Source organism: Hoskinsella mucinilytica (assembly GCF_045223415.1).
Taxonomy (GTDB): Bacteria; Bacillota_I; Bacilli_A; order Erysipelotrichales; family Erysipelotrichaceae; genus Hoskinsella; species Hoskinsella mucinilytica.
This window is the reverse complement of sequence record NZ_JBEQZJ010000017.1, coordinates 1-22,231: the sequence shown is the minus strand read 5'-3', so window position 1 is coordinate 22,231 and position 22,231 is coordinate 1. Positions and strand designations below refer to the sequence as shown.

General features: G+C 33.2%; 21 protein-coding genes, 1 tRNA gene and 1 riboswitch. Of the genes, 21 read left to right on the top strand and 1 reads right to left on the bottom strand.

The window, feature by feature from the left end:
- Positions 1 to 131: 131 nt before the first annotated feature.
- From UGRO018_RS07620 to UGRO018_RS07560, 13 genes are all read left to right on the top strand, one after another.
- Positions 132 to 2,420, top strand: a complete 2,289-nt coding sequence (locus tag UGRO018_RS07620) for a glycoside hydrolase domain-containing protein (RefSeq protein WP_416325879.1) — start codon at positions 132 to 134, stop codon at positions 2,418 to 2,420.
- A 903-nt stretch (positions 2,421 to 3,323) separates the two neighbouring features.
- Positions 3,324 to 3,524, top strand: coding sequence for a hypothetical protein (locus UGRO018_RS07615; RefSeq protein ID WP_416325878.1), 201 nt, complete (start codon positions 3,324 to 3,326; stop codon positions 3,522 to 3,524).
- A 4-nt stretch (positions 3,525 to 3,528) separates the two neighbouring features.
- A complete protein-coding gene (locus UGRO018_RS07610; protein WP_416325877.1) occupies positions 3,529 to 4,233 on the top strand; it encodes a LytR/AlgR family response regulator transcription factor in 705 nt (234 codons plus the stop codon).
- A complete protein-coding gene (locus UGRO018_RS07605; protein WP_416325876.1) occupies positions 4,230 to 5,516 on the top strand; it encodes a GHKL domain-containing protein in 1,287 nt (428 codons plus the stop codon). The genes UGRO018_RS07610 and UGRO018_RS07605 overlap by 4 nt, the downstream gene beginning before the upstream one ends.
- A 93-nt stretch (positions 5,517 to 5,609) precedes the next feature.
- Positions 5,610 to 5,756 (top strand): AgrD family cyclic lactone autoinducer peptide, encoded by a 147-nt coding sequence (locus UGRO018_RS07600; protein ID WP_416325875.1) that lies wholly within the window; start codon positions 5,610 to 5,612, stop codon positions 5,754 to 5,756.
- Complete coding sequence (locus UGRO018_RS07595; RefSeq protein WP_416325874.1) at positions 5,738 to 6,304, top strand: accessory gene regulator B family protein; 567 nt, start codon at positions 5,738 to 5,740, stop codon at positions 6,302 to 6,304. The genes UGRO018_RS07600 and UGRO018_RS07595 overlap by 19 nt, the downstream gene beginning before the upstream one ends.
- Positions 6,305 to 6,603: 299 nt before the next feature.
- Complete coding sequence (locus UGRO018_RS07590; protein WP_416325873.1) at positions 6,604 to 7,056, top strand: sigma-70 RNA polymerase sigma factor region 4 domain-containing protein; 453 nt, start codon at positions 6,604 to 6,606, stop codon at positions 7,054 to 7,056.
- A gap of 48 nt (positions 7,057 to 7,104) precedes the next feature.
- A complete protein-coding gene (locus UGRO018_RS07585; RefSeq protein ID WP_416325872.1) occupies positions 7,105 to 7,455 on the top strand; it encodes a hypothetical protein in 351 nt (116 codons plus the stop codon).
- Between the two features lie 85 nt (positions 7,456 to 7,540).
- Entirely contained in the window at positions 7,541 to 7,966 is a 426-nt protein-coding gene (locus UGRO018_RS07580) for an RNA polymerase sigma factor (RefSeq protein ID WP_416325871.1), read from the top strand.
- Between the two features lie 535 nt (positions 7,967 to 8,501).
- The gene (locus UGRO018_RS07575; RefSeq protein WP_416325870.1) at positions 8,502 to 8,864 is read left to right on the top strand and encodes a type II toxin-antitoxin system PemK/MazF family toxin; all 363 of its coding nucleotides are present in this window, start codon (positions 8,502 to 8,504) and stop codon (positions 8,862 to 8,864) included.
- Positions 8,865 to 8,958: 94 nt separating this feature from the next.
- On the top strand, positions 8,959 to 9,144 hold the full coding sequence (locus tag UGRO018_RS07570) for a helix-turn-helix domain-containing protein (RefSeq protein WP_416325869.1): 186 nt from the start codon (positions 8,959 to 8,961) through the stop codon (positions 9,142 to 9,144).
- 12 nt (positions 9,145 to 9,156) lie between these two features.
- Complete coding sequence (locus tag UGRO018_RS07565) at positions 9,157 to 10,470, top strand: tyrosine-type recombinase/integrase (protein ID WP_416325868.1); 1,314 nt, start codon at positions 9,157 to 9,159, stop codon at positions 10,468 to 10,470.
- An 82-nt stretch (positions 10,471 to 10,552) separates the two neighbouring features.
- On the top strand, positions 10,553 to 11,917 hold the full coding sequence (locus UGRO018_RS07560; protein WP_416325867.1) for a site-specific integrase: 1,365 nt from the start codon (positions 10,553 to 10,555) through the stop codon (positions 11,915 to 11,917).
- A gap of 217 nt (positions 11,918 to 12,134) precedes the next feature.
- On the opposite strand, the gene UGRO018_RS07555 is transcribed toward UGRO018_RS07560, so the two are convergent.
- Positions 12,135 to 12,211: transfer RNA gene (locus UGRO018_RS07555), tRNA-Arg, on the bottom strand.
- 330 nt (positions 12,212 to 12,541) lie between these two features.
- Here UGRO018_RS07555 and UGRO018_RS07550 point away from each other — a divergent pair.
- From UGRO018_RS07550 to UGRO018_RS07515, 8 genes are all read left to right on the top strand, one after another.
- Entirely contained in the window at positions 12,542 to 12,970 is a 429-nt protein-coding gene (locus UGRO018_RS07550) for a PaaI family thioesterase (RefSeq protein WP_416325866.1), read from the top strand.
- A 63-nt stretch (positions 12,971 to 13,033) separates the two neighbouring features.
- The gene (locus tag UGRO018_RS07545; protein ID WP_416325865.1) at positions 13,034 to 15,070 is read left to right on the top strand and encodes a GGDEF domain-containing protein; all 2,037 of its coding nucleotides are present in this window, start codon (positions 13,034 to 13,036) and stop codon (positions 15,068 to 15,070) included.
- An 8-nt stretch (positions 15,071 to 15,078) separates the two neighbouring features.
- Positions 15,079 to 15,157: riboswitch (ZMP/ZTP riboswitch) on the top strand.
- 118 nt (positions 15,158 to 15,275) lie between these two features.
- Positions 15,276 to 17,531 carry a formate C-acetyltransferase gene (gene pflB / locus UGRO018_RS07540; protein WP_416325864.1) on the top strand — a complete coding sequence of 752 codons (2,256 nt, stop codon included), beginning with the start codon at positions 15,276 to 15,278 and terminating at the stop codon, positions 17,529 to 17,531.
- Between the two features lie 63 nt (positions 17,532 to 17,594).
- Positions 17,595 to 18,353 (top strand): pyruvate formate-lyase-activating protein, encoded by a 759-nt coding sequence (gene pflA, locus UGRO018_RS07535; RefSeq protein WP_416325863.1) that lies wholly within the window; start codon positions 17,595 to 17,597, stop codon positions 18,351 to 18,353.
- 68 nt (positions 18,354 to 18,421) lie between these two features.
- Entirely contained in the window at positions 18,422 to 18,853 is a 432-nt protein-coding gene (locus tag UGRO018_RS07530; RefSeq protein ID WP_416325862.1) for an RrF2 family transcriptional regulator, read from the top strand.
- 100 nt (positions 18,854 to 18,953) lie between these two features.
- Positions 18,954 to 19,757, top strand: a complete 804-nt coding sequence (hdhA, locus tag UGRO018_RS07525; RefSeq protein WP_416325861.1) for a 7alpha-hydroxysteroid dehydrogenase — start codon at positions 18,954 to 18,956, stop codon at positions 19,755 to 19,757.
- A 112-nt stretch (positions 19,758 to 19,869) separates the two neighbouring features.
- On the top strand, positions 19,870 to 20,802 hold the full coding sequence (gene cysK / locus UGRO018_RS07520) for a cysteine synthase A (RefSeq protein ID WP_416325860.1): 933 nt from the start codon (positions 19,870 to 19,872) through the stop codon (positions 20,800 to 20,802).
- An 18-nt stretch (positions 20,803 to 20,820) separates the two neighbouring features.
- Entirely contained in the window at positions 20,821 to 22,113 is a 1,293-nt protein-coding gene (locus UGRO018_RS07515; RefSeq protein WP_416325859.1) for an O-acetylhomoserine aminocarboxypropyltransferase/cysteine synthase family protein, read from the top strand.
- Positions 22,114 to 22,231 lie beyond the last annotated feature (118 nt).

The window sequence follows — 22,231 nt, the reverse complement described above, 5'->3', positions numbered from 1 at the left end:
AAGCAAAGAAAATTTATTTACTCAATAGTGAAAAATGTTCTTTTATAAATTAGTGATTATGAAACAGACAAAGTTGTTTTTTATAAAATGTGTTTTGACCAATGAAAATAGGATAATAAGGAGGTAATATTATGGATCCATATGTTGTAAATACTCAAAACTGGCTTAAGAGTACTTATAAAGGTAATAAATTAATCGACAATCTTAAAGCAAATGGTGCAACAGGACAGAGTACTATTGATGCGTTAATAGTTGCTTTGCAAATTGAGTTAGGATTAACTAATCCAAATGGTGTTTTTGGACCAGCTACTGCAGCAGCAGTGGAATCATTAGGTATCATAAAGGCGGTAGACGTTAATGATACTTCAAAAAAACCAAGTAATATCGTAAAGGTCATTCAAGGGGCATGTTATTGCAAAGGCTACGATGCAGGAAGAGGTCAACTTACAGGTATTCATACTATAACAGGTAGTGGATTAGCTATAGCTTTTATGAAAAATGATATGGGGTTAACTAATAATAATGGAGATGTCAATATACATATCTGGAAAGTTCTTCTATCTATGAAACAATTTAAAGTTTTGGGAGATTATGGTGGTAAGGGAGAAATACAATCAATTCAAAAAGAGCTTAATCATAATTATTTTGATTATATTGGGGAATATGTAGCTTGCGATGGGGTTTGTCAAAGAGATACTATCACTGGAATAATCTTTGCTATACAGAAGGAAGAAGGGTTAGATGCAAGTGCCGCAAATGGTGTATTTGGGCCAACAACTTCACGGCTATTTCCAACATTGAAAACTGGTTCATCCAGCATCTTCGTAAAATTCCTGCAGTGGAGTCTATTTATAAATGGTTATGAACAATTTGATACATTTTCTACAAATTTTGATTCAATTACCTTAAATTCTATCAAAAGATTTGAAGCTTTTATGTCACTACCAATTACTGGTATTGCAAATGCGAGCTTAATGAAATATTTATTACTTAGTAGTGGAGATGTAAATCGTGACGTTAATGGATGCGATTGCGCTACTCCATTAACACAAGCACGAATTAATGTATTAAAAGGCTATGGGTATACTTATGTAGGCAGATATATAACACATGGAATTATCAATGGGATGGATAAAAGGTTAACAGCGACTGAGATAAATCTTATTTTAAATAATGATATGCATATTTTTCCAATTTACCAAACATGGGCAAATTCAATAGAATATTTTAATAGTGCTCAAGGTAGAGAAGATTCAATCAGTGCAATATCTTCAGCAAAAGAATTTGGATTTCCACGAGGAACTGTTATATATTTTGCAGTTGATGTAGATATAATGGAAGGTGATTTATACTATAGTGTTGTTCCATATTTTAAATCAATATCTGAAACTTTAAGATCTGATGGAAACTATAGAGCAGGTATCTATAGTGCAAGAAATACTTGTACTATTATTTCAGATTATGGTTATGTCACATATAGTTTCGTAAGTGGTATGTCTACTGGTTTTAGTGGGAATTTAGGATTTAAAATGCCCAAAAACTGGTCATTCAATCAAATAATTTCGGTTAATGTCAGCGACTTTGAAATAGACAATGATGCAGTATCAGGCTTGGATCAAGGTATTACAAGTGTTAATACAACAGATTCAGTTATTGATGAAGCTAATGTAAAATTTGTTGAACAAGTTCAAGATGTATATAATGCAGCATATACTTATAAAGGTAATGTTGCTGAGGCCAATCTATTAACTATTCAGGTATATCGTTATGGTACATATAATTCAAAAATATGGACATTAACAGCAGGTTCGATGGATTTAGATTTTTATGAAATAGCGAAAAAAATAATGAATTATAAGACACCATTAGAGATATATGATCCGTTAACAGGTTATGGAATAGGATCTGAACATTTAATGGCAGTTATGAATGCACTTTTATATAAAACTGCGGAAAATGATGTGCTATACGATGCATTTGCCGGCTGGGCTGGAGATTTAGTAACAATGGCTGAAGATGTTACAGGAAATACAGTTTCAGAAAGATTAAATAGTGCTCGATCCCTTATGGGATCATATGATGCAGCAAATACAAATTTTTCTTATCAGGACATATTAGCTGATATGGATGCTGTTAATATTATTCAAAATTTAAAAGAATCTTCCTCATCTGTCATTCATGGCGTTATATTGAATTATTATTACGGGCCAGATAAAGAATATGAACACAGGTTTTCTCAATTTATGATTAATGCATTTAACGGGAGTTTTGATAACTTAAAAACCGCAATAGATGTATATACATCTGATGATTTAATCATATCGACAATACGTGGGATGATCAGTTCTGCGGATCATGACCAATTAGAAGCTGCTGGCCAAGCTTTTGTAGAATTCATCAAAGACAGAATAAATATTTAAAAATTTATTTGAATAAGAAAAAATTTAAAATCGCTAAGAATGGTGCTTAATTTAGTTATAAATCTGATTTGATCGAGCCAAATAGTTTTCGAGAGTCTATTACTCAAGACAATTTGGCTCGATATTTTTATATTTAAAATAGCGATAAAGTCTCTATTCTTAGGTGTCTAAAAAACTCCAAGCATTAATTCATATTATGACTAAACTTATTATAATTGAATTTGAATTATGTAATTGGTTACTATTGAATCCTCTAACTGATTTTTAAGGATTTTCTTAATTCATTTTCTAGGAAACTTTTTATTTGTTATATCAATCAAATATAGAATAAGTGTTATGGAAATAGTAAAAAGAATATTGAAAATAAACAAAGATTTATTCCATATAGAGAAGACTAGTTGAGTCCAATCATCATAAAAGAAAGAATATATAGGGATAATTATACATATAGAATAATTCAATATAAAAACGATTCCCAAATGAAGTATTAAGTTTAATATATTTTTCCTGGAATTCCTGAAAATTAGATATAAAAAAATTGTCGTAACTAGTGAAAATAGGATAAAAAAAATCAAATTGGGAATATAGTTATTTGAATTAAGATTTTTGATATTAGCATAACCTTCTCCTTTATATGTGTGTAATTGATAACAATAACTAAAAAAATAATAGCATATATTAGTTAAGATGTATGACGTTACAGTAATAAAAGAATAAAGTGTTTTTCTCATGCTAAAGTGTCCTTTCATAAATTTGAAAAAAGATGATTTCAGTATAACATGTAAGTATGATTATTTAAATGTAAGTTATGTAATATTTAAGTCAGTTATGATTTTCTCTTGATTTATTAAATATAAGGATTTAAGATAAGTCTGGATATATTTATGTGAGGTGTTTTATTCAATGTCTAAATTTAAAGAAATCATAAAAATGCTTGGAAATGAATATTATGGTAGTATCATAAATAGATTATTAGAGATAAATGGTATAGATAGCGTATATAACAAAGTAAACAATAAATATCCTGATAATTGTCTATATGAACAAAATATTTTAGACATAGAAGCAATCATAGATAAATATGATAAGAAAATATTGGGGTGAGAATATGTATAAATTTGCTATATGTGATGATGATATTGAAGATCTAAAAATTATATATACTTTATTTAAGGAATTTCTTCATGATTTTAAGATATATGACTATGTAATTGATGTTTATAAATCTGGTTATAAGTTATTAGAAAGTGTTTCTAAATATGACTTAATATTGTTAGATATTCAATTAGTTGATATTGATGGAATATCAATAGCTAGAAAATTTATTGATAATAATGAAGAGCAAAATATTATTTTTATATCTAGCTCAAATGCATACCTTAAAGAGGGATATAGAGTAAGAGCACTACGATATATAACTAAACCAATTGATAAAGAAGAATTGTTTTATGATTTAAAGAATGTTTTAAAAAAAATAATAGAAGATGATTTGTTTGTTTTTGATGAATTACAAACGGGATTAAAACTATATTATAGAAATATAGAATACATAGAAGTTGTTGGAAGAAGTACATATATATATTATAAAGGTAGCAAAAGAAGTTCTAAGAAACAATTGAAAAAATGGGAGGAATTATTAAGTCAAAATCATTTTGTGCGTTCTCATAATTCATTTTTAGTAAATTTAAAGCATGTTTATTATATAAAAAATAATCAAGTCATATTAAAAAGTGGTGGTACAATACCTCTATCTCGAACTTATAAAGATAAATTTAAGAGTTTATTATTTGACTATTTGGGAGATATTGAATGAATATGAATTCACTACTTTTGATTTTATCAAATATTATTGATGTTTCTATTGTATTTAAATTCTTAGAGAATAAGGATAGTAGCAATACAAATACAGTTAAATTAAAAAACTTGATTATATTACCAATCATTTTAATTATGACGATGATAAACATGCTAGAAATCAAAACATTAAATTTTGTAGTATTTTTCTTTATGATTATGTTAATATCTAATTTTATTTTTGGGATAAATATAAAAACATCAATTGTTTTTTCAGTTCTTTATAATGTAATAGCATCAATATCTGAAATTATGTCTTTCTTCTTTTTAAATAATTTTTATTATGAATTATTAAATACGATTATAGGGACTTTTTTATTTATTATATTTAATAGTGTTTTAAAAATGTTGCTGGTTTTTACCTATTTCCCATTGAAGAGCTTATTATCAAATACAATTTATTTCAAATCGTTAATTCCTGTCATGATAATGCCAATATCTTATATTATACTAATTTATGGTATTATAGAAGATTTTAATCCAATAAATATTTATGTTAGAATAAGCATAATTATGTTATTTTTCTCAAATTTTATTGTTTTATATATAATGTATAAAGTAAATGAATCAGAAAGATTAAATATTGAATTAAATGAAACTAAAACAAAAGACAAATTAAATGAATTATATTATAAATTAATTGATCAAAGGTATAGTGATAATAAGAGATACATTCATGATTTCAATAAACACATTAATATATTGAATACTTTATTATTAAATAATGATTATGAGCAAATGAAGCAATATCTGCAAAGTATGTTTGAGGCATCAATCAAATTATCTAACCAAAACTGTAGTGGTAATAAAATTTTAGATTTGGTTCTTTGTAATATAAATGAGAAGCTTGATACAAGTAAAATTAAATTTATTTATGATGAAATACAGGATTTAGATTTATGTTACATACATTTATATGATTTAATAACTATTCTATACAATATATTGGAAAATGCTGTTGAAAGCTGTTGTATAGGTGGTGGATCAATTTATATCACTTTTAAACAGAATGAAACAAATTATATCATTATAAGAATAGTAAACACGGCAAATATAAATAGACAAGATTTTCTTGAATCTAATAAACGAGATAAAGAAATTCATGGAATAGGAATCAAAAATATAAAGCAAGCAGTTCATTTATTACATGGTCAAGTCAAGTTTCAATATTTAGATTCTGAAAAGAAATTTGTGACGACTGTTATTCTTCCTTATCACGAATTAGGAAATAACAGTATGTAGAGTTGCAACTTATGTCAAAATCAAGTTAGTTATGCTTTATATGTATCGATTAAGTAAAATTTAAGATATACTTTTATATGAGGAGGGTGTATTATGAAAAAAAATATGATAAAAAAATTAACAGCTTTATCATTAGTAACTGTAGCAAAAAAAACTGTTAATAGTTCAGGATGTTGTGTGTGGTATCAACCTGTGGAACCAAAAATTTTAGAGAAATATAAATGCAAGAAAGAAAAGTAAAATCATTCATCTTAAATAGTTTAATAGAATCAAATGTTATCAGTAATGATGAATTAGATATTTATGAGTATGGTCTTGAAATTTTAAAGTTATATACTTGTACTTTCATTATAATATTTGTGATTAGCTATTTTACAGATTCTTTTATAGAAGCAATTTTATTTTTTTTAAACTTTTTGATTATTCGTATTTATTCAGGAGGATTACATTTAAATAATAAATATCTATGTTTAACAGTTAGCATTATTGTTTTTGTGGCTTTTCCTTTAGTTTTTAAAGCCTATATTCTTAATCCAATCCTTATTTTGCCAAGTATCTTGCTTTTATGCATCATAATTGCTCGATACTGTCCTATTCAGTCCCAAAACAAATCAATAAATAATGATCAATATATATTTTTTAAGAAAATGAATTATAAAGCGTTATTTATTATAGCTATTGAATTAATTATATTCGCTTATCTAAAGCAGTATACTTATAACAATATTGTTTTAGGGAGTTTACTTTTGAACTCTATAAACATTTTGTTTGGTTATTATATAAATTAAAATGATATATATGATTTTAGGTATATTCCATTAGCAAATTCTTCCTTATATTGAGAAGTTTATGCCAATGGATTTTTTATTATATAAACGACAAAACGAGGATATATCGATTAGAAAGATAATATTAAAAAAGATAGTTGGAATTAATATAAACAATGGTATATTAGCATTTTTTTATACTTTGAACAAGCAGAGCCACATTAAATATTCATATCTGCTTGTTTTTTTTTGTCTTAAAACTTTACCAAGATCACCTCCATTCTTCTTCAGGATTTATCGGAAGAAGAAAGGAGAAATACATGAAAAATGATTATAATAGATACGATTTTTGGATTCAAAGAAATAATGATAAAATTTCTTATTACATCTGTATACATAAAATAAAGATCAAAGTAAGTAGAGAAATTTATGCAGTTTGTAGAAATAGTTATAGAAAAAAACTTAGAGATATGAAAAGAGATAAGCATATTTATTTTTGTGGGAATATGGATATTTCCTTTTCATGTTTAAATAATAAATTTAATAACGATATAGTATTACAAATACATAAAAAGTTTTTAAAACATAAATTATATTATGCATTAAATCAGTTATCATTTGAAGATAGGATGATTGTGATTGAAATTTATTTTTATGAGAAAACAGAGAGAGAACTAGCAAACCTTTTACATATTCCTTTTTCTACATTACATTATCGGAAAATGAAAATTTTAAAAAAACTGCGTGTTTTTTTTGAGCAGGAAGAACTTTGATTGTCCTTACTTGTTTGAAGAGGAAATCTTCACAAGGAGGAACGTCTTATGGAACGTTATTTATGTATTTGGATTCATAGTAAAGTTTCTAATGAATCAGAAAGAATCTTGCTAGAGTATCAAAAAGACAAGATTCTGAATCATCTTGAAGGGATGTATTACTCAGTATTTGGGAGAAGAAAGGAAGTTAGTACTGGGGAAGATCCACATTCAAGCGCTGTAAATTCAATTAGAACTCATGTTAACCGAGGAGATATTGGTGTTGTTATCGTAGCAGATAAAACTAGATTACTTGTTGATGATAGTCAATATCAAGAGTTAAAACTATTCTGCGAAATGCTGGATGTAAAAGTTGTTGAACTTCACGAGATAGACGGTCTATTTTATATTGATCGGTAGTTTAGATCCTCGACACTGTTATTATCAAATACGTGCACCGCCACCTTCTTCATTAGTTGAAAAACGAAATGAAGGAGGATATATCATGAGTTATAATAAATCGTTAGAATTAAAAAAATGGAAAGAATGGAAACAACGAGAAGAACAACTCTTAAGAGAATTAGGAGTAGAAGAAAATATCATATATCAGTTACGAGATTATGATTATAAACAGTTTTTATCTGACAGAAGGATCAGAAGCAGACAAACTGCAACTCTAGACACATTTTTCTTGAATTTGCCTTATCAAGATAAAAAGGAAATTAGATCTGTTGAAGATTTATTAAATAATATCGAAAATGAGTCTTTATTTGCTTATTTATCAAAAACAGATCCTGAAACCTTATCTATTTTGTTATTAAGGGTAATGGGCTATTCTGTATTAGAAATTTCACAGATTATTGGCAAAAGTGAAGGAACGATTTATGTTAGAATTCATCGTTTAAAGAAAAAATTAAAGAATTTTCAATAAGGTGTAAGAAAATAGGTGTTTTCCTGGGCTATATAGTGAAGGGGTTAAATAAGACAATCCCTAATAGCTCTTTGATAACTGAATACTAATCGTTTGATAACATTAACAGTGTTTTAAGCCCATCAGATGATACGCCATGACCATGCAGAACAGAAAATGTGAACATGTGAGCGAATAACCTATCTGTCTGAAAAATAGTTTGCAACTATAGGCGATGATAAATGCTGGGATAATGCTACTTCTGTAGTCGGCGCTAGAGCGGTTTTATTCCGTCGCAAGCAATGACAGGCAGCTGGGTGAGAACCACGCAGGAGATAGAATGGACGCCATTTTAAAGAACATCACCATCTCATGGAGCTGTTATGCAAAAACAGCCTATCAACGATTGCAGTTTCGGCGGTCAGGGACGAATAGAAACAAGAAATATAAATAACCAATAACCGTATTCAATTATGATGAAAATTTTATATTTTTCAAAAAGTCAATTGAATACGGTTTTACATACCTATTTAGGATGTGGAGAGGAGGTAGCTATGTGTTTAATCAGGTTTATAGAGGACAAATATACTATGCTGATTTAGAACCAAGTTTTGGATCAGAGCAAGGTGGTATTCGTCCTGTGCTTATTATTCAGAATGATATGGGCAATAAGTATAGTCCTACAACAATTATTGCCGCTATCACCGCAAAAATTTACACTAAGCATAATATACCTACACACCATATGATTTCTTCAGCTATTGGCTTAAAAACAGATTCTATAGTTTTATTAGAGCAAATAAGGACTATTGATAAGGCTCGATTAAGAGGATATGTTGGTATAGTTGATCGATTAGATATGAAACAAATTGAAAGTAAACTTGTAATCAGTCTTGGTATCAATATGTACAATGTTTAACAATGCTACATTATTACTGTCATTTTGATGGAATCGCACATTTGTGTATATTATTCATAACCATTAAGATTTAGTGAAAGGAGGGCGGAAATGAATGAAGAAACCAATTATTTGCGAGAAAAGAACTTATACCGTTCAAGAGATTATGAAGATTTTAGATATTGGAAAGAATGCTGCCTATCAGCTTGTGAATGAAAATAAGTTCAAATCAGTAAGAATTGGGTCAAGCATTCGTATTTCGAAGGAATCCTTTGATAAATGGCTAAGTGAAAGCTTATAGGAGGAAATCAAAATGGCAGTAATAACTAAAAGAAGAAAAGCCTTTTCTGTAATTTATCATGTAATAGATAAAAATGGAATGGATAAAGCAGTATGGGAAACATTTTATGATTTTAAGGAAGCAGTCAAAAGAAAAACCGAGATAGAGAATGAAGAACAGTGCTCAATGCAGTTTACATGTCAAACTAAAATTCTTGATTTTTTAAATACGTATATATCTAGGATAGGGTTATCCATATGGAGCGAATCTCGCTATGAATCAAATATCGGAATCGTCAACAATTATCTAAGAAAGGTTTTAGGAGATAATACAATAGCAGATATAAATATTGAGTTTGCAGAATCATTACTTAGTGAACTAGAAAAGCTCCCTGCTATCGGAAAAAGAAATCAAAAGAAAAGTGAGTATATGCCGTATTCTATGTTATACAGTTGCTATACTATGTTGAAGGGTACGTTTGATTATCTTGTTAATGAAAAATTGATAAAAGACAATCCGTTTCATACAGTTACTATCCCTAAATGTAAACCAACGAATAAAATAGAAAATAACTGGAATCTTGAGTATGTTAAACTTATGTTTGAATATTGTGATGATCAACGGTTATTCATAGCATTACACTTGTTGTTTGGTTGTGGATTGAATATCAGTGAATTATTTGGATTGTGTTGGAAGGATATACATCTTTGTGGAAAAAATAGTTATATTGTTTCGAATAAGATTGCAAAAAGGTATAACTTAAATACGATTCAAGCTATGGATCAAACAAGAATCATTAAACAATTTAAAAATGAAGCCTTCACAGATACCAATACAGCGTTTACACTTCTTTATAAGGAAACACCAAGGAAAATCATGATACCACAGTTATTAGTGCCCGTTATTGAGTTATGGAAGGATACACAGGCTAAAATGTTTAGCTTAAATTCTATGGAACATGAATTTGTAATTGATACAGAAACAGGAATACCTTATGGAGAAAGATCATTTAGTAAATTGTTCTGTTTAGTGAAAGAAAAAATGAAGCATAAAGAATTGACATTAGTAAAATTAAAAAATTATGGTGTTCAGAAAGACGAAAATGGTGTATCAAATGCTGTTAAGTTTTATACAGAGAACCCACAATGTTTGTTGTTTACTAGCGTGAAGCCTAAAACACATGACAAAAATGGCAGTCAAAAAATTAACAATGCAGGAATCAAAAGGAAATTTGACGCATATCTGCCTAAAGATACTTCTGATCTAGAAGCATTGCTGGAGCAAATAGAAAATGATCCAAAATTAAAAATGAAATTGATACATAAATTACAGGAGGAGTTGTTATAGCTCCTTTTTGTTTATTCAAATCGCACATTCGATTTTATTTTTAATTACGGATATGATTGAGATATTGAAAGGAGTAATGTATATGGCATCTATACAAAAAAGGAAAAATTCATTTGTAGTTATTTATCGGTATACAAATGATAATGGAGAATCTAAACAAAAGTGGGAGGCTTTTGATACCTTAAAGAAAGCCAGAGCAAGAAAAGCGGAAATTGAAAATAAAATTGAAATAGGTACCTTTATTGCGCCTAGTGTTCAGAATGTTCGTGAATTTTTAGAATCATTTATTGAGCTTTATGGATTGAAAGAATGGTCTTTGTCTACTTATGCTCGAAACAAACGATTAATAAATAACTATATCAATCCTATTCTTGGTGATTTGAAAATTCAGGAAGTAAATGCATTGACGATAGAAAAGTATTATCATCAATTATTACGTACACCTAGTACCGGTAATAAAATATTCAAGGAAAGCAAGAATATATCTGCTGGAACAGTAAATCAAATTCATAGATTATTGAAATGTGCATTCGGAGTAGCAGAAACATGGGATTTAGTTGGTGTAAATGTTATCAAAAAAGTTAAGCCTCCTAAACATGTATATGCAAAAAGAGATATTTGGAATTCAAATATGATCATTGAGGCTTTAGATGCGTGTGAGGATCCTAAGTTGGCAGTTGCAATTCATCTCGCATTTGCTTGTTCATTACGTTTAGGTGAGGTTCTAGGATTGCAATGGAAGAATGTCCATATCACAGATGAAGAAATTGCTAATGAAGATGCACATATCAACGTGGAATGTCAATTAGAATCAGTTTCTGCTGAAGCGTTAGAAGCATTAGGAGAAAAAGGTGTCATTGAAGTGCTGCCGTCGAGAAGCACAAGAGGGAATAAATTAAAGTGGGTATTAAAAAAACCAAAAACGGAAACAAGCATAAGAAAGATATGGTTACCAAATACCTTAGCCTATCTGTTGCGAGAATGGAAAGAGGAACAGAAAAAATATCAGGAATTTTTTCAGGACGAATACTATGATTTTGGATTGGTGGTCTGTTATGAAGATGGATGGTATTGTTCTCATAACGTTATACGACATGGATTAAACCATCTTATTGAAAAGACAGGGTTACCTCCTATTGTATTTCATTCACTAAGGCATACAAGCACCACATATAAATTAAAACTGAATCATGGCGATATTAAAGCAACACAAGGTGATACAGGACATGCACAGGCTGATATGGTAACAGAGGTCTACAGCCATATTTTGGATGAAGATAGAAAGTTAAATGCTAAGAAGTTTGACGAAACCTTTTATACGCAATCAGGTAATGGTATGAAAGATCAGGAGAATAAAACAGTTGAAGTAGATGTTGATAAACTGGTATCTACTTTACAGAAAAATCCGGAACTGATGAATCAATTAGTAGAAGCATTAAAGAAATAAGGGGTATCTCTTATTTTCTTTTTGGGAATGTGGAAAACAGGAACAAAAATTCTTGTTAGCAAACAGGCAATTTTGTTAGCAAGAATTCAAGGTATGGTTCGAGTTCTACCAAAATTACTAAGCTAAAATTTCACAAACTTTTTATGCAAAAGTTATATTCATAAACAAAAAAAGACACCTTACAATTTCATGTAAAGTGTCAAAAAAGCCTTTAAAATGGCGCCCACGGAGGAATTTGAATCCCCGACCTTACGCTTAGGAGGCGCACGCTCTATCCAACTGAGCTACGTGGGCAGTTGTGAAATATTAAGGCTTTTGCTCAGATTTGCTAACAAATTGGTACCTCCTATGCGGGTGCTTAGGAGGAATTCGTAATATCCATTTTACTATGAGGGTAGTTGTGATTTTGAGGAAACAGTCAGTTTAATAAGACGGCATACCTTTAGTCGCAGTTAATATTATACCATAACTATTTCGATTTTAAAGACCTTAATTGAAAAATGTAAGCCTTTATCACGTAAGAACAGTATACCCATACAAGCGTTCTTTATACTAGAAGAAAAGACATATTCTTCATCTTTTCAAGAGGATAAGGTATAATAGTTAAGACAGGAGGCTGATCATATGGCACAAGAAACAATGGCAGAATTAAAAGCACGATTGAATTCTTCTAGCATGTATCTACAAAGTAATGATATGCATGTAAGCGAGGTAAAGGAAGGATATGCGAAAGTGGAAATGATCATAGATGAACAGATTTTGAATGTTCATGGTTTTGTACATGGCGGAGCGCTTTATTCACTTGCGGATACAGCCGCAGGTGCCGCAAGCTTTGCGACAGGTAGAGATAGTGTGACGTTGTCTGGAACCATCAATTATATAAAACCGGGAAAAGGTGGAAAGCTGATTGGCATTGCGCAAGAGATATCAGCCGGTAGAACAACAGGCGTTTATGAAGTGTTTATATTTAACGATGAAGATGTATTGTTATCTAGAGCGACCTTCACCATGTTTTTTCTGGATGGTGAAAGATACAAAAAAAAGTCTAAATAATTTTTCCTAATTTCTCTTTTTCTCAAATGCATGATGTATAATGGGCAAGAAGGGAATGATCATATGAGCACAAGAAACTATAACGTAAAGGATTTGCTTGTTTTAACAGAGCTATCTGATCAAAGCTTCTTGTGCTTTTCTAATGATGAAAACTGGGAACTGATTTGGCATAGTGATGCATTGATCAAGGAAATCGATCATCAAGACTTGAATCTAGATACATTACGAAAACAATGTAAACGTATCTATGTAAATCATGAAGCTTTCATTGTTTTATACGATCAAAAAAATCATGAATTTAGATATCGCACATCTTATGAGATCATCCTCTTTGAGGGTCAATCTTGTATCTTGTTTAAATTTACATGGATCAATGATGCACTTATGGATGATGAAATCGTGAAAATAAATCGCTTAAGAACCAACAGTGTACCATGTGGTATCCTATGTGTTCGTATAGAACAGGAAACCCTGCATTGTGTCTATCATAATACATATATTTATAAGATGCTGGGCTATCAAGAAACTGAATTAAAACAAGATGATATATTATCCACACGTATCATATATGCTGAAGATTTTTCGAATTTTAAAACAGAGTTGTTAACGCATATCAAAGATCATGATAGTGTTTTTGATCTAGAATATCGGGTGAGGAAAAAGGATGGAACGCTTCGTTGGATGGTAGCTAGGGTCGTTTCGGATGTTCTCAAGAATCACTATCTTGCGATCGTTTTAGATAATACCACACGCAAGGAAATGATGAACCAATTACGAATCAGTGAAGAAGAAAAAAGAATAGCATTGCATCAAGGAAGCTTAAGTATCCTTCGTTATGATGTGAAATCTAAGATATTGTCAATTACGGATGATGGCGCAGAAACGAAAGAAAACGGTAGAAGAGTAGAAAATATGCCTGATATTGCCATTGAAAAGAACATTATCAGTGAAGACACCATAAATGAATTTTTGAATTTTTATCAAGATATGAAATTAGGAAAAGCAAGCGGAGAAGCAATATTCAGACAAATGATCCTTCCTTTGAAGGAAATGCGATGGATCAAAGCACGTTATACCATGCTGTATGATGAGCAATCACTTCCTGAAACAGCAATCATCTCTTATGAGGATTATACGGATATCCATGAAAAAGAAATGGCATTTGAAAATTGGAAAGTAGAATTTGACCAAAAGAAAAATGAAACAATTGCATATTATGAATATGATCTTACTCGTGACCGTTTTGATTCCGTAGAGGGTAGGGTGGCGGATGTATTACCACAAGCAGTAAGAAAATCCTTTACGTATATCGCACATTATTCTGCGGATCATTTTGTTTCATTGAAAGATCGTAAGAAGTATCTAAAGATTTTTTCTCAAGATTTTCTGCTTGCACAATATGAAAAAGGGAAACGTGTGATTACATTAAAACATCGAAGATATGATGAACATGGGAAAGAGTATTGGGCATTGGGAGAGATCAGATTGATTTTAGATCCATATACCAATGATGTAAAGGCAAGTGTTTTGATATATGATATCGATAAGGAAATGAATAGAACGATTGAATTAAGAAAACTGTCTCAAACAGATGCTTTGACGGGATTGTATAATCGTAGTGCTTTGTTTCATAAGATGGAAAATACCTTAAAACATAGTGGTCTACAAGTGATGCATGTGATGATCTTGATTGATTTGGATGATTTTAAAATATTAAATGATACATATGGTCATCAATGTGGAGATACTTGTTTGATCAAGGTTGCGAAAGCAATACAGAATGTATGCAGAACAGATGATATTTGTTCCAGAATCGGTGGAGATGAGTTTGTGATATTTATCCGTAATATGTCACTACATGCGGATATCGATACCAAATTAGATGATATTTTGCGTGCAATTCAAGGGTTGGATGCTTTTGGAAAACCATTAAGCGCAAGTATCGGGGCCGCAAGATATCCAATGGATGGTCAAGAAGTTTCTACCTTATATCATTGTGCTGATGAAGCGATGTATCAGGCAAAACGCTTGAATGGAAATCAATATCGTATATTTTGTAAAAAAATGGGTGAACTTGTTGACGAGCAAAGTGAAAAATGATAAAGTGTAATCAGTTATACGACTGACGGAAGTGGAATTGACCACATGAAGTATAATGTTACAGAGCCGACCGTCTGGGCATAGAGTCTGGATTGGTGTAGGCTCTTTTCTTATGCATCCAACGCTTATGTGAATTAGAAGTGGTTAACATTGCGAGGTGCTCAATATTTCTGTATAATAAAAAGGTAAACGGAGGTAAAAGAAAATGACGAATGAACGCAAAGAATGGGAAGGTTTCAGCGGACGTATCTGGAAAGAAGAAGTAAATGTCCGAGATTTTATCCAAAACAACTACAAGCCATATGATGGAGATGAATCTTTCTTGGCTGATCCTACAGAAGCTACTGACAAATTATGGGGAGAACTGCAGAAATTGCAGAAAGAAGAACGTGCAAAAAACGGTGTCCTTGATATGGAAACAGAAATCGTTTCTTCTCTTACCAGCTATGGCCCAGGTTATATCAAAGAAGAATTGAAAGATTTGGAAAAAATCGTCGGTCTTCAAACAGATAAACCTTTGAAACGTGCTTTTATGCCTTATGGTGGCATTAAAATGAGTGAAGAGGCATGTACGACTTATGGGTATGAACCTAGTGAAAAATTACATGAAATTTTCCATGAATATCACAAAACACATAACGATGCGGTATTTGAATGTTATACGCCGGAAATGCGTCTGGCACGTCGTAATAAAATCGTAACAGGACTTCCTGATACTTATGGTCGTGGACGTATTGTCGGTGACTATCGTCGTGTTGCTTTATATGGTATTGATTATTTGATCGAAATGAAGGAACATGACAAAGCCAATTGTGGTTGTGGAACAATGATGGATGATATCATTCGTCAGCGTGAAGAGCTTGCGGAACAGATCAAAGCATTAAAGGGTATGAAAGCAATGGCACAAAGCTATGGCTATGATATTTCAGGACCTGCGAAGAATGCCAAAGAAGCAGTACAGTGGTTATACTTTGGATATCTTGCGGCGATCAAGACACAGAATGGCGCAGCAATGTCTGTGGGACGTGTTTCTACATTCCTTGATATTTATATCGAACGTGATTTAGAACAAGGCATTCTAACTGAAAGTGAAGCACAAGAATTGATCGATCATATGACCATGAAATTCCGTATGGTAAAATTTGCTCGTATTCCTTCTTATAATCAGTTATTCTCAGGAGATCCTGTATGGGCTACCTTAGATCTTGCAGGTCTTGGTATGGATGGTCGTCACATGGTAACGAAATCTGATTTCCGTTTCCTTCACACATTGGAGAATATGGGACCAGCTCCAGAACCAAACCTAACTGTGTTATATTCTAAAAACTTACCTGAAAAATTCAAAGATTATTCTGCTCGCATCTCTATTGATACAAGTTCTGTACAATATGAAAATGATGATGTTATGCGTCCTGTTTGGGGAGATGACTATGCAGTATGTTGCTGTGTAAGTGCTACACAAACAGGTAAGGAAATGCAGTTCTTCGGAGCACGTGCAAACCTTGCGAAATGTTTATTATATGCTATCAATGGTGGTGTTGATGAAAAGACAAAAACACAGGTAGGACCTGAATATCGTCCGATTACATCAGAGTATTTGGATTATGATGAAGTTATGCATAAATATGATATCATGATGGAATGGTTGGCAGACCTATATGTCAATATCTTGAACTTGATTCAATATATGCATGATAAATATTACTATGAAGCAAGCCAGATGGCTTTGATCGATACTGATGTACGTAGAACATTCGCTACCGGTATCGCAGGATTCTCTCATGTTGTAGATTCTTTGAGTGCAATCAAATATGCGAAAGTAAAAACCGTGCGTGATGAAAATGGATTGGTTATCGATTATGAAATCGAAGGCGATTTCCCTCGTTATGGAAATGATGATGATCGTGCAGATGATATCGCTGTATGGTTGTTGAAGGAATTCATGGGTAAAATTGAAAAACGTCATACTTATCGTAATTCTGAACCTACGACTTCTATCTTGACCATTACAAGTAATGTTGTATATGGAAAAGCAACCGGTGCATTGCCTGATGGACGTAAAGCAGGAGAGCCTTTATCTCCTGGAGCAAATCCAGCTTATGGTGCTGAAAAGAATGGCTTGTTAGCATCTTTGAATTCTGTTGCGAAGTTACCTTATGAATATGCATTAGATGGTATTTCTAATACACAGACCATCAATCCAAGTGCGCTTGGTCATGATGAAGAAGAACGTGTGAATAACCTTGTTAGAGTATTAGATGGCTATTTTGAACAAGGAGCACATCACTTGAATGTTAATGTGTTTGGAATTGAAAAGTTAAAGGACGCAATGGAACATCCTGAAAAGGAAGAGTATGCAAACTTTACCATTCGTGTTTCCGGATACGCAGTGAAATTCATCGATTTGACTCGTGAACAGCAATTAGATGTTATCGCAAGAACCTGCCACGAAAGTTTGTAGGAATGTGATTTAGGTCTGCCTTGCGCAGACCTTTTGTATATGATAAAACTAGGAGGAAGCATCATGGAACCGATGAAATGTGCACTTCATTCCATAGAGACCTTTGGCTCAGTGGATGGACCCGGCGTACGCTTTGTGATATTTTTGAAGGGTTGTCAAATGCGTTGTCAGTATTGTCATAATCCCGATACATGGCAAAAAGGTGAAGCAGATACGACAAGTGAAGAGTTGTTGAAAAAAGCATTACGATATCGTACTTATTGGGGAAAGCAAGGGGGCATCACAGTGAGTGGTGGAGAACCGTTACTACAGATTGATTTTTTGATTGATTTATTTACACGTGCTAAAAAGATGGGCATTCATACTGTGATCGATACATGTGGTAATCCATTTACGAGGGAAGAACCGTTTTTTTCAAAGTTTCAAGCACTGATGGAGGTAACGGATCTGCTTTTGGTGGATATCAAACACATAGATGAGACACAACATCTTAAGTTGACAGGGCAACCCAATGCGAATATTTTGGATATGATTCGATATCTGGATGAAATTCATAAGCCGATTTGGATACGTCATGTATTGGTACCAGGAATCAATGATCAATTAGAATACTTACAAGCACTTTCCGATTTCTTAGCTTCACTACATTGTGTGAAGCGAGTAGAGATATTACCTTATCATACGCTTGGGGTATATAAATGGAAGGAACTTGGAATACCTTATGCATTAGAGGATACCAAAGTACCAGATCAAACGGAAGTGGAGAGAGCCAAATCAATTTTAAAATGTGATAGCTATCAAGGGTATTTGGATGAAGCATAAATGGGTAGCTAGATAGTGAAAAAATAAAAACTGTGGTATACTAAAAGGAATCAAAGGAGTTGAATGGTGTGAAAATATCTACGAAGGGACGTTATGCATTGCGTCTAATGATCGATCTTGCACAAAATGGACAGGAAAAGCATGTATCGCTACATGATATCAGTAAACGACAGGAAATTTCAACGAAATATCTCGAACAAATCGTTTCTTCCTTGACGAAGGCAGGGTTGATTCGTAGTATTCGTGGTGCACAAGGTGGTTATTCCTTGATCAAGGATCCCAAACAGTATACTGCAGGTGAAATTCTTCGTGCAGTGGAAGGAAATCTTAGCTGTGTAGCTTGTTTGGAAACACAATATAATCTATGTGAAAGAAAAGAAAGTTGCCAAACCTTAGCCTTTTATGAAGGATTAAATAAGGTGATCAATGATTATGTAGACAGTGTTACCTTACAAGATTTTGTCGATCGTTTCTTGGATCATGGAACTTATGTTATTTAGAAGGCATCTTATGATGTCTTTTTCTTTGAAGCATATCAGTAATGAAAGTGGCCTTCTTGGTGTATACTGTGGATAGATGTGATGAAAAGGAGTGTCATTTATGAGATTAAAAGATAAAGTAGTTTTGGTTACCGCATCGACTCGTGGTATCGGATATGCAATCGTAGAGGCATGTGCCAAAGAAGGAGCAAAGGTCTATATGGCCGCAAGAAATCTTGAGCGTGCTGAAGAAAAAGCAGCGGCTTTACGAAAGATAGGATGTTTCGTTTATCCGGTATATCAGGATGCGACAAAGAAAGAAACTTATGGGTCCATGATAGAAGAGGTCATAGAAAAAGAAGGAAGAATTGATGTGTTGGTGAATAATTTCGGTACTTCTGATCCAAGAACTGATTTAGATATCGAACATACAACGTATTCTGACTTTATGAATACCATGGATCAAAATCTGGCTAGTGTATTCTTATCTACTCAGGCGATCTTACCCTATATGAAAAAGCAAGGTGGAGGTAGCATCGTTAATATCAGTTCTATCGGAGGGCAGATTCCCGATATTGCAAGAATCGGTTATGCGGTTAGTAAGGATGCGATCATTTATTTATCCAAGAATATTGCGTTACAGGTTGCAAGAGATCAAATCCGTGTGAATGTAGTTTGTCCGGGTCAAACCGCAACGGATGCTGTGATGGATCATATGTCAAAGGAATTTCAAGAATTCTTTTTACGCCATACACCGATCAAACGTATGGGAAAGCCGGAAGAGATCGCTGAGGCGGTGGTGTATTTCGCATCTGATGGGGCAGCCTATACAACAGGACAGGTATTAAGTGTATCCGGTGGCTTTGGTTTAGGAACACCGTTGTTTGCGGATATGATAGACCTTTCAGCTGATCAAAAGCATTAAAGTTGTCGTTTAGAGAGATTATGCTTGACATACGCTCTCTTTTCTTCTATATTTATATCATACTAATTCTATATGAATTTAGTGAATTGAAAAGAAACGGAGGAATCAACAGATGACAGAAGTAAAAAAAGATTATTTTGAATTGATTGGAAATACCCCGATCGTGGAGTTATCTTCCATGTGTCGAAAGTATGAAACAAAAGCAATGGTATATGCGAAGCTGGAATCTTATAACCCAAGTGGCTCCGTAAAAGATAGAATCGCAAAAAGTATGATCGAGGATGCTTTGGCATCTAAGAAAATCAGTGAAGGAACAACTTTGATAGAGCCAACAAGTGGCAATACCGGAATCGGAATTGCGGCAAGTGCAGCGGCAAAGGGAATGAAGGCAATCATCGTCATGCCGGAAACAATGAGCATTGAACGTAGAAACTTGATACAAGCATATGGTGCACAGGTCGTTTTAACACCCGGTAAGGATGGAATGAAGGGTGCCATCGCTAAGGCACAAGAACTTGTACAAGAATTAGGTAATGCTTATATATTAGGCCAATTTGAAAATAAGGCGAATCCCAAAGCTCATTATCTAACAACAGGACCGGAAATTGAGCGACAGATGGATGGACAGATAGATGTGCTTGTAGCAGGAATCGGGACCGGAGGAACGATTTCCGGTGTTGGTGCTTATTTAAAACAACAACACCCACATCTTCACATTGTGGCAGTGGAACCAAAAGATTCTCCGATGTTATCTGAAGGAACATCGGGACCTCATAAGATCCAAGGGATTGGTGCAGGATTTGTACCTGATACTTTAAATACAAATATATATGATGAGATCATTACGATAAGTAATGAAGATGCCTTTGCATATGGAAAAGCGTTGGCAAAAACGCAAGGGATACTAGCAGGAATATCATCCGGTGCAGCACTTGCGGCTGCAATGGAAATCGCAAAAAGAGATCGCTTTGCGCAAAAACGCATTGTTGTGATCTTACCGGATGGAGGAGATCGTTATTTTTCTACACCACTCATAAGTGAGTAACCATAGGAGGAAAATTGTATGAAGAACAATCAACAAAGGGAATGGAATTTTGAAACGAAACAGTTACATGTCGGACAGGAACAAGCAGATCGTGCTACAGGATCTCGTGCCGTACCGATTTATCAGACAACGAGTTATGTATTTGACAGTTGTGAACAGGCGGCAGCTCGTTTTGCGTTGAGTGATGAGGGCAATATTTATGGTCGTTTGACCAATAGCACTCAAGAGGTATTTGAAAAGCGTATGGCAGCTTTAGAGGGAGGAATTGCAGCATTGGCAGTAGCAAGTGGTGCCGCTGCGATCACCTACGCCATTTTGTCATTAACAAAGGCAGGGGATCATGTCGTTGCTGCGAAACAGATTTATGGTGGTTCTTATAATCTATTGGCGCATACCTTATCAGATTATGGGATAACCACAACCTTTGTGGATGGGGATGACCCGATGAATTTCAAAGAGGCTTTACAAGACAATACCAAGTTGGTATTTATCGAAACCCTGGGTAATCCCAATAGCTCCTTGATCGATATAGAAGCACTGAGTGACATTGCTCATGAACATAAGATCCCATTGATCGTGGATAACACCTTTGCGACACCTTTTCTATTTCGGCCAATTGAACATGGCGCAGATATCGTTGTTCATTCCGCAACAAAATTTATCGGTGGACATGGTACCAGTTTAGGTGGTGTCATTATTGATGGAGGACGTTTTGATTGGGTAGGGAGTGGAAAGTTTCCGCAATTAACGGAAAGTGATCCTTCTTATCATGGCGCAGTATTTTCAAACATGACACCGGCAGCCTATGTGACCCGTATTCGTGCAGTGTATTTAAGAGATACCGGTGCAGCAATTTCACCATTTAATGCATTCTTGTTACTACAAGGATTAGAAACCTTATCTTTACGAGTAGAGCGTCATGTGGAAAATGCATTAAAAGTGGTATCTTATCTACAACATCATCCACAGGTAGAAGCGCTAGAGCATCCTTCGCTTTTGGATAGTCGTTATCATGCTTTATATGAGCGATATTTTCCAAATGGCGCAGGATCCATCTTTACGTTTCGAATCAAAGGGAACGCAAAAGATGCAATGAAGTTTATCGATGCGCTGGAAATCTTCTCCTTATTGGCGAATGTTGCGGATGTAAAATCGTTGGTCATTCATCCGGCTACGACCACCCATGCACAGCTTACAGAAGCAGAATTAAAGGAACAAGGTATTTATCCGAATACGATTCGTTTATCTATTGGTTGTGAGTATATCGATGATCTTTTATATGATTTTGAACAGGCATTTTCTACTCTGTAAAAAAAATATGGAAAAAAACTCCTTAATCAGAATTTATATGCTATGATAATGGCATTATAAAAAGGAGTGTTTGATATGGCCGCAAAAATAGCAGATTATGTGAAAGCCATACAGGCCG

What these genes read in the sequence shown, in the direction of transcription:
- UGRO018_RS07620 (WP_416325879.1), top strand. Translation starts at nt 132, where the DNA reads ATGGATCCATATGTTGTAAATACTCAAAACTGGCTTAAGAGTACTTAT.
- UGRO018_RS07615 (WP_416325878.1), top strand. Translation starts at nt 3,324, where the DNA reads ATGTCTAAATTTAAAGAAATCATAAAAATGCTTGGAAATGAATATTAT.
- UGRO018_RS07610 (WP_416325877.1), top strand. Translation starts at nt 3,529, where the DNA reads ATGTATAAATTTGCTATATGTGATGATGATATTGAAGATCTAAAAATT.
- UGRO018_RS07605 (WP_416325876.1), top strand. Translation starts at nt 4,230, where the DNA reads ATGAATATGAATTCACTACTTTTGATTTTATCAAATATTATTGATGTT.
- UGRO018_RS07600 (WP_416325875.1), top strand. Translation starts at nt 5,610, where the DNA reads ATGAAAAAAAATATGATAAAAAAATTAACAGCTTTATCATTAGTAACT.
- UGRO018_RS07595 (WP_416325874.1), top strand. Translation starts at nt 5,738, where the DNA reads ATGCAAGAAAGAAAAGTAAAATCATTCATCTTAAATAGTTTAATAGAA.
- UGRO018_RS07590 (WP_416325873.1), top strand. Translation starts at nt 6,604, where the DNA reads ATGAAAAATGATTATAATAGATACGATTTTTGGATTCAAAGAAATAAT.
- UGRO018_RS07585 (WP_416325872.1), top strand. Translation starts at nt 7,105, where the DNA reads ATGGAACGTTATTTATGTATTTGGATTCATAGTAAAGTTTCTAATGAA.
- UGRO018_RS07580 (WP_416325871.1), top strand. Translation starts at nt 7,541, where the DNA reads ATGAGTTATAATAAATCGTTAGAATTAAAAAAATGGAAAGAATGGAAA.
- UGRO018_RS07570 (WP_416325869.1), top strand. Translation starts at nt 8,959, where the DNA reads ATGAAGAAACCAATTATTTGCGAGAAAAGAACTTATACCGTTCAAGAG.
- UGRO018_RS07565 (WP_416325868.1), top strand. Translation starts at nt 9,157, where the DNA reads ATGGCAGTAATAACTAAAAGAAGAAAAGCCTTTTCTGTAATTTATCAT.
- UGRO018_RS07560 (WP_416325867.1), top strand. Translation starts at nt 10,553, where the DNA reads ATGGCATCTATACAAAAAAGGAAAAATTCATTTGTAGTTATTTATCGG.
- UGRO018_RS07550 (WP_416325866.1), top strand. Translation starts at nt 12,542, where the DNA reads ATGGCACAAGAAACAATGGCAGAATTAAAAGCACGATTGAATTCTTCT.
- UGRO018_RS07545 (WP_416325865.1), top strand. Translation starts at nt 13,034, where the DNA reads ATGAGCACAAGAAACTATAACGTAAAGGATTTGCTTGTTTTAACAGAG.
- pflB (WP_416325864.1), top strand. Translation starts at nt 15,276, where the DNA reads ATGACGAATGAACGCAAAGAATGGGAAGGTTTCAGCGGACGTATCTGG.
- pflA (WP_416325863.1), top strand. Translation starts at nt 17,595, where the DNA reads ATGGAACCGATGAAATGTGCACTTCATTCCATAGAGACCTTTGGCTCA.
- hdhA (WP_416325861.1), top strand. Translation starts at nt 18,954, where the DNA reads ATGAGATTAAAAGATAAAGTAGTTTTGGTTACCGCATCGACTCGTGGT.
- cysK (WP_416325860.1), top strand. Translation starts at nt 19,870, where the DNA reads ATGACAGAAGTAAAAAAAGATTATTTTGAATTGATTGGAAATACCCCG.
- UGRO018_RS07515 (WP_416325859.1), top strand. Translation starts at nt 20,821, where the DNA reads ATGAAGAACAATCAACAAAGGGAATGGAATTTTGAAACGAAACAGTTA.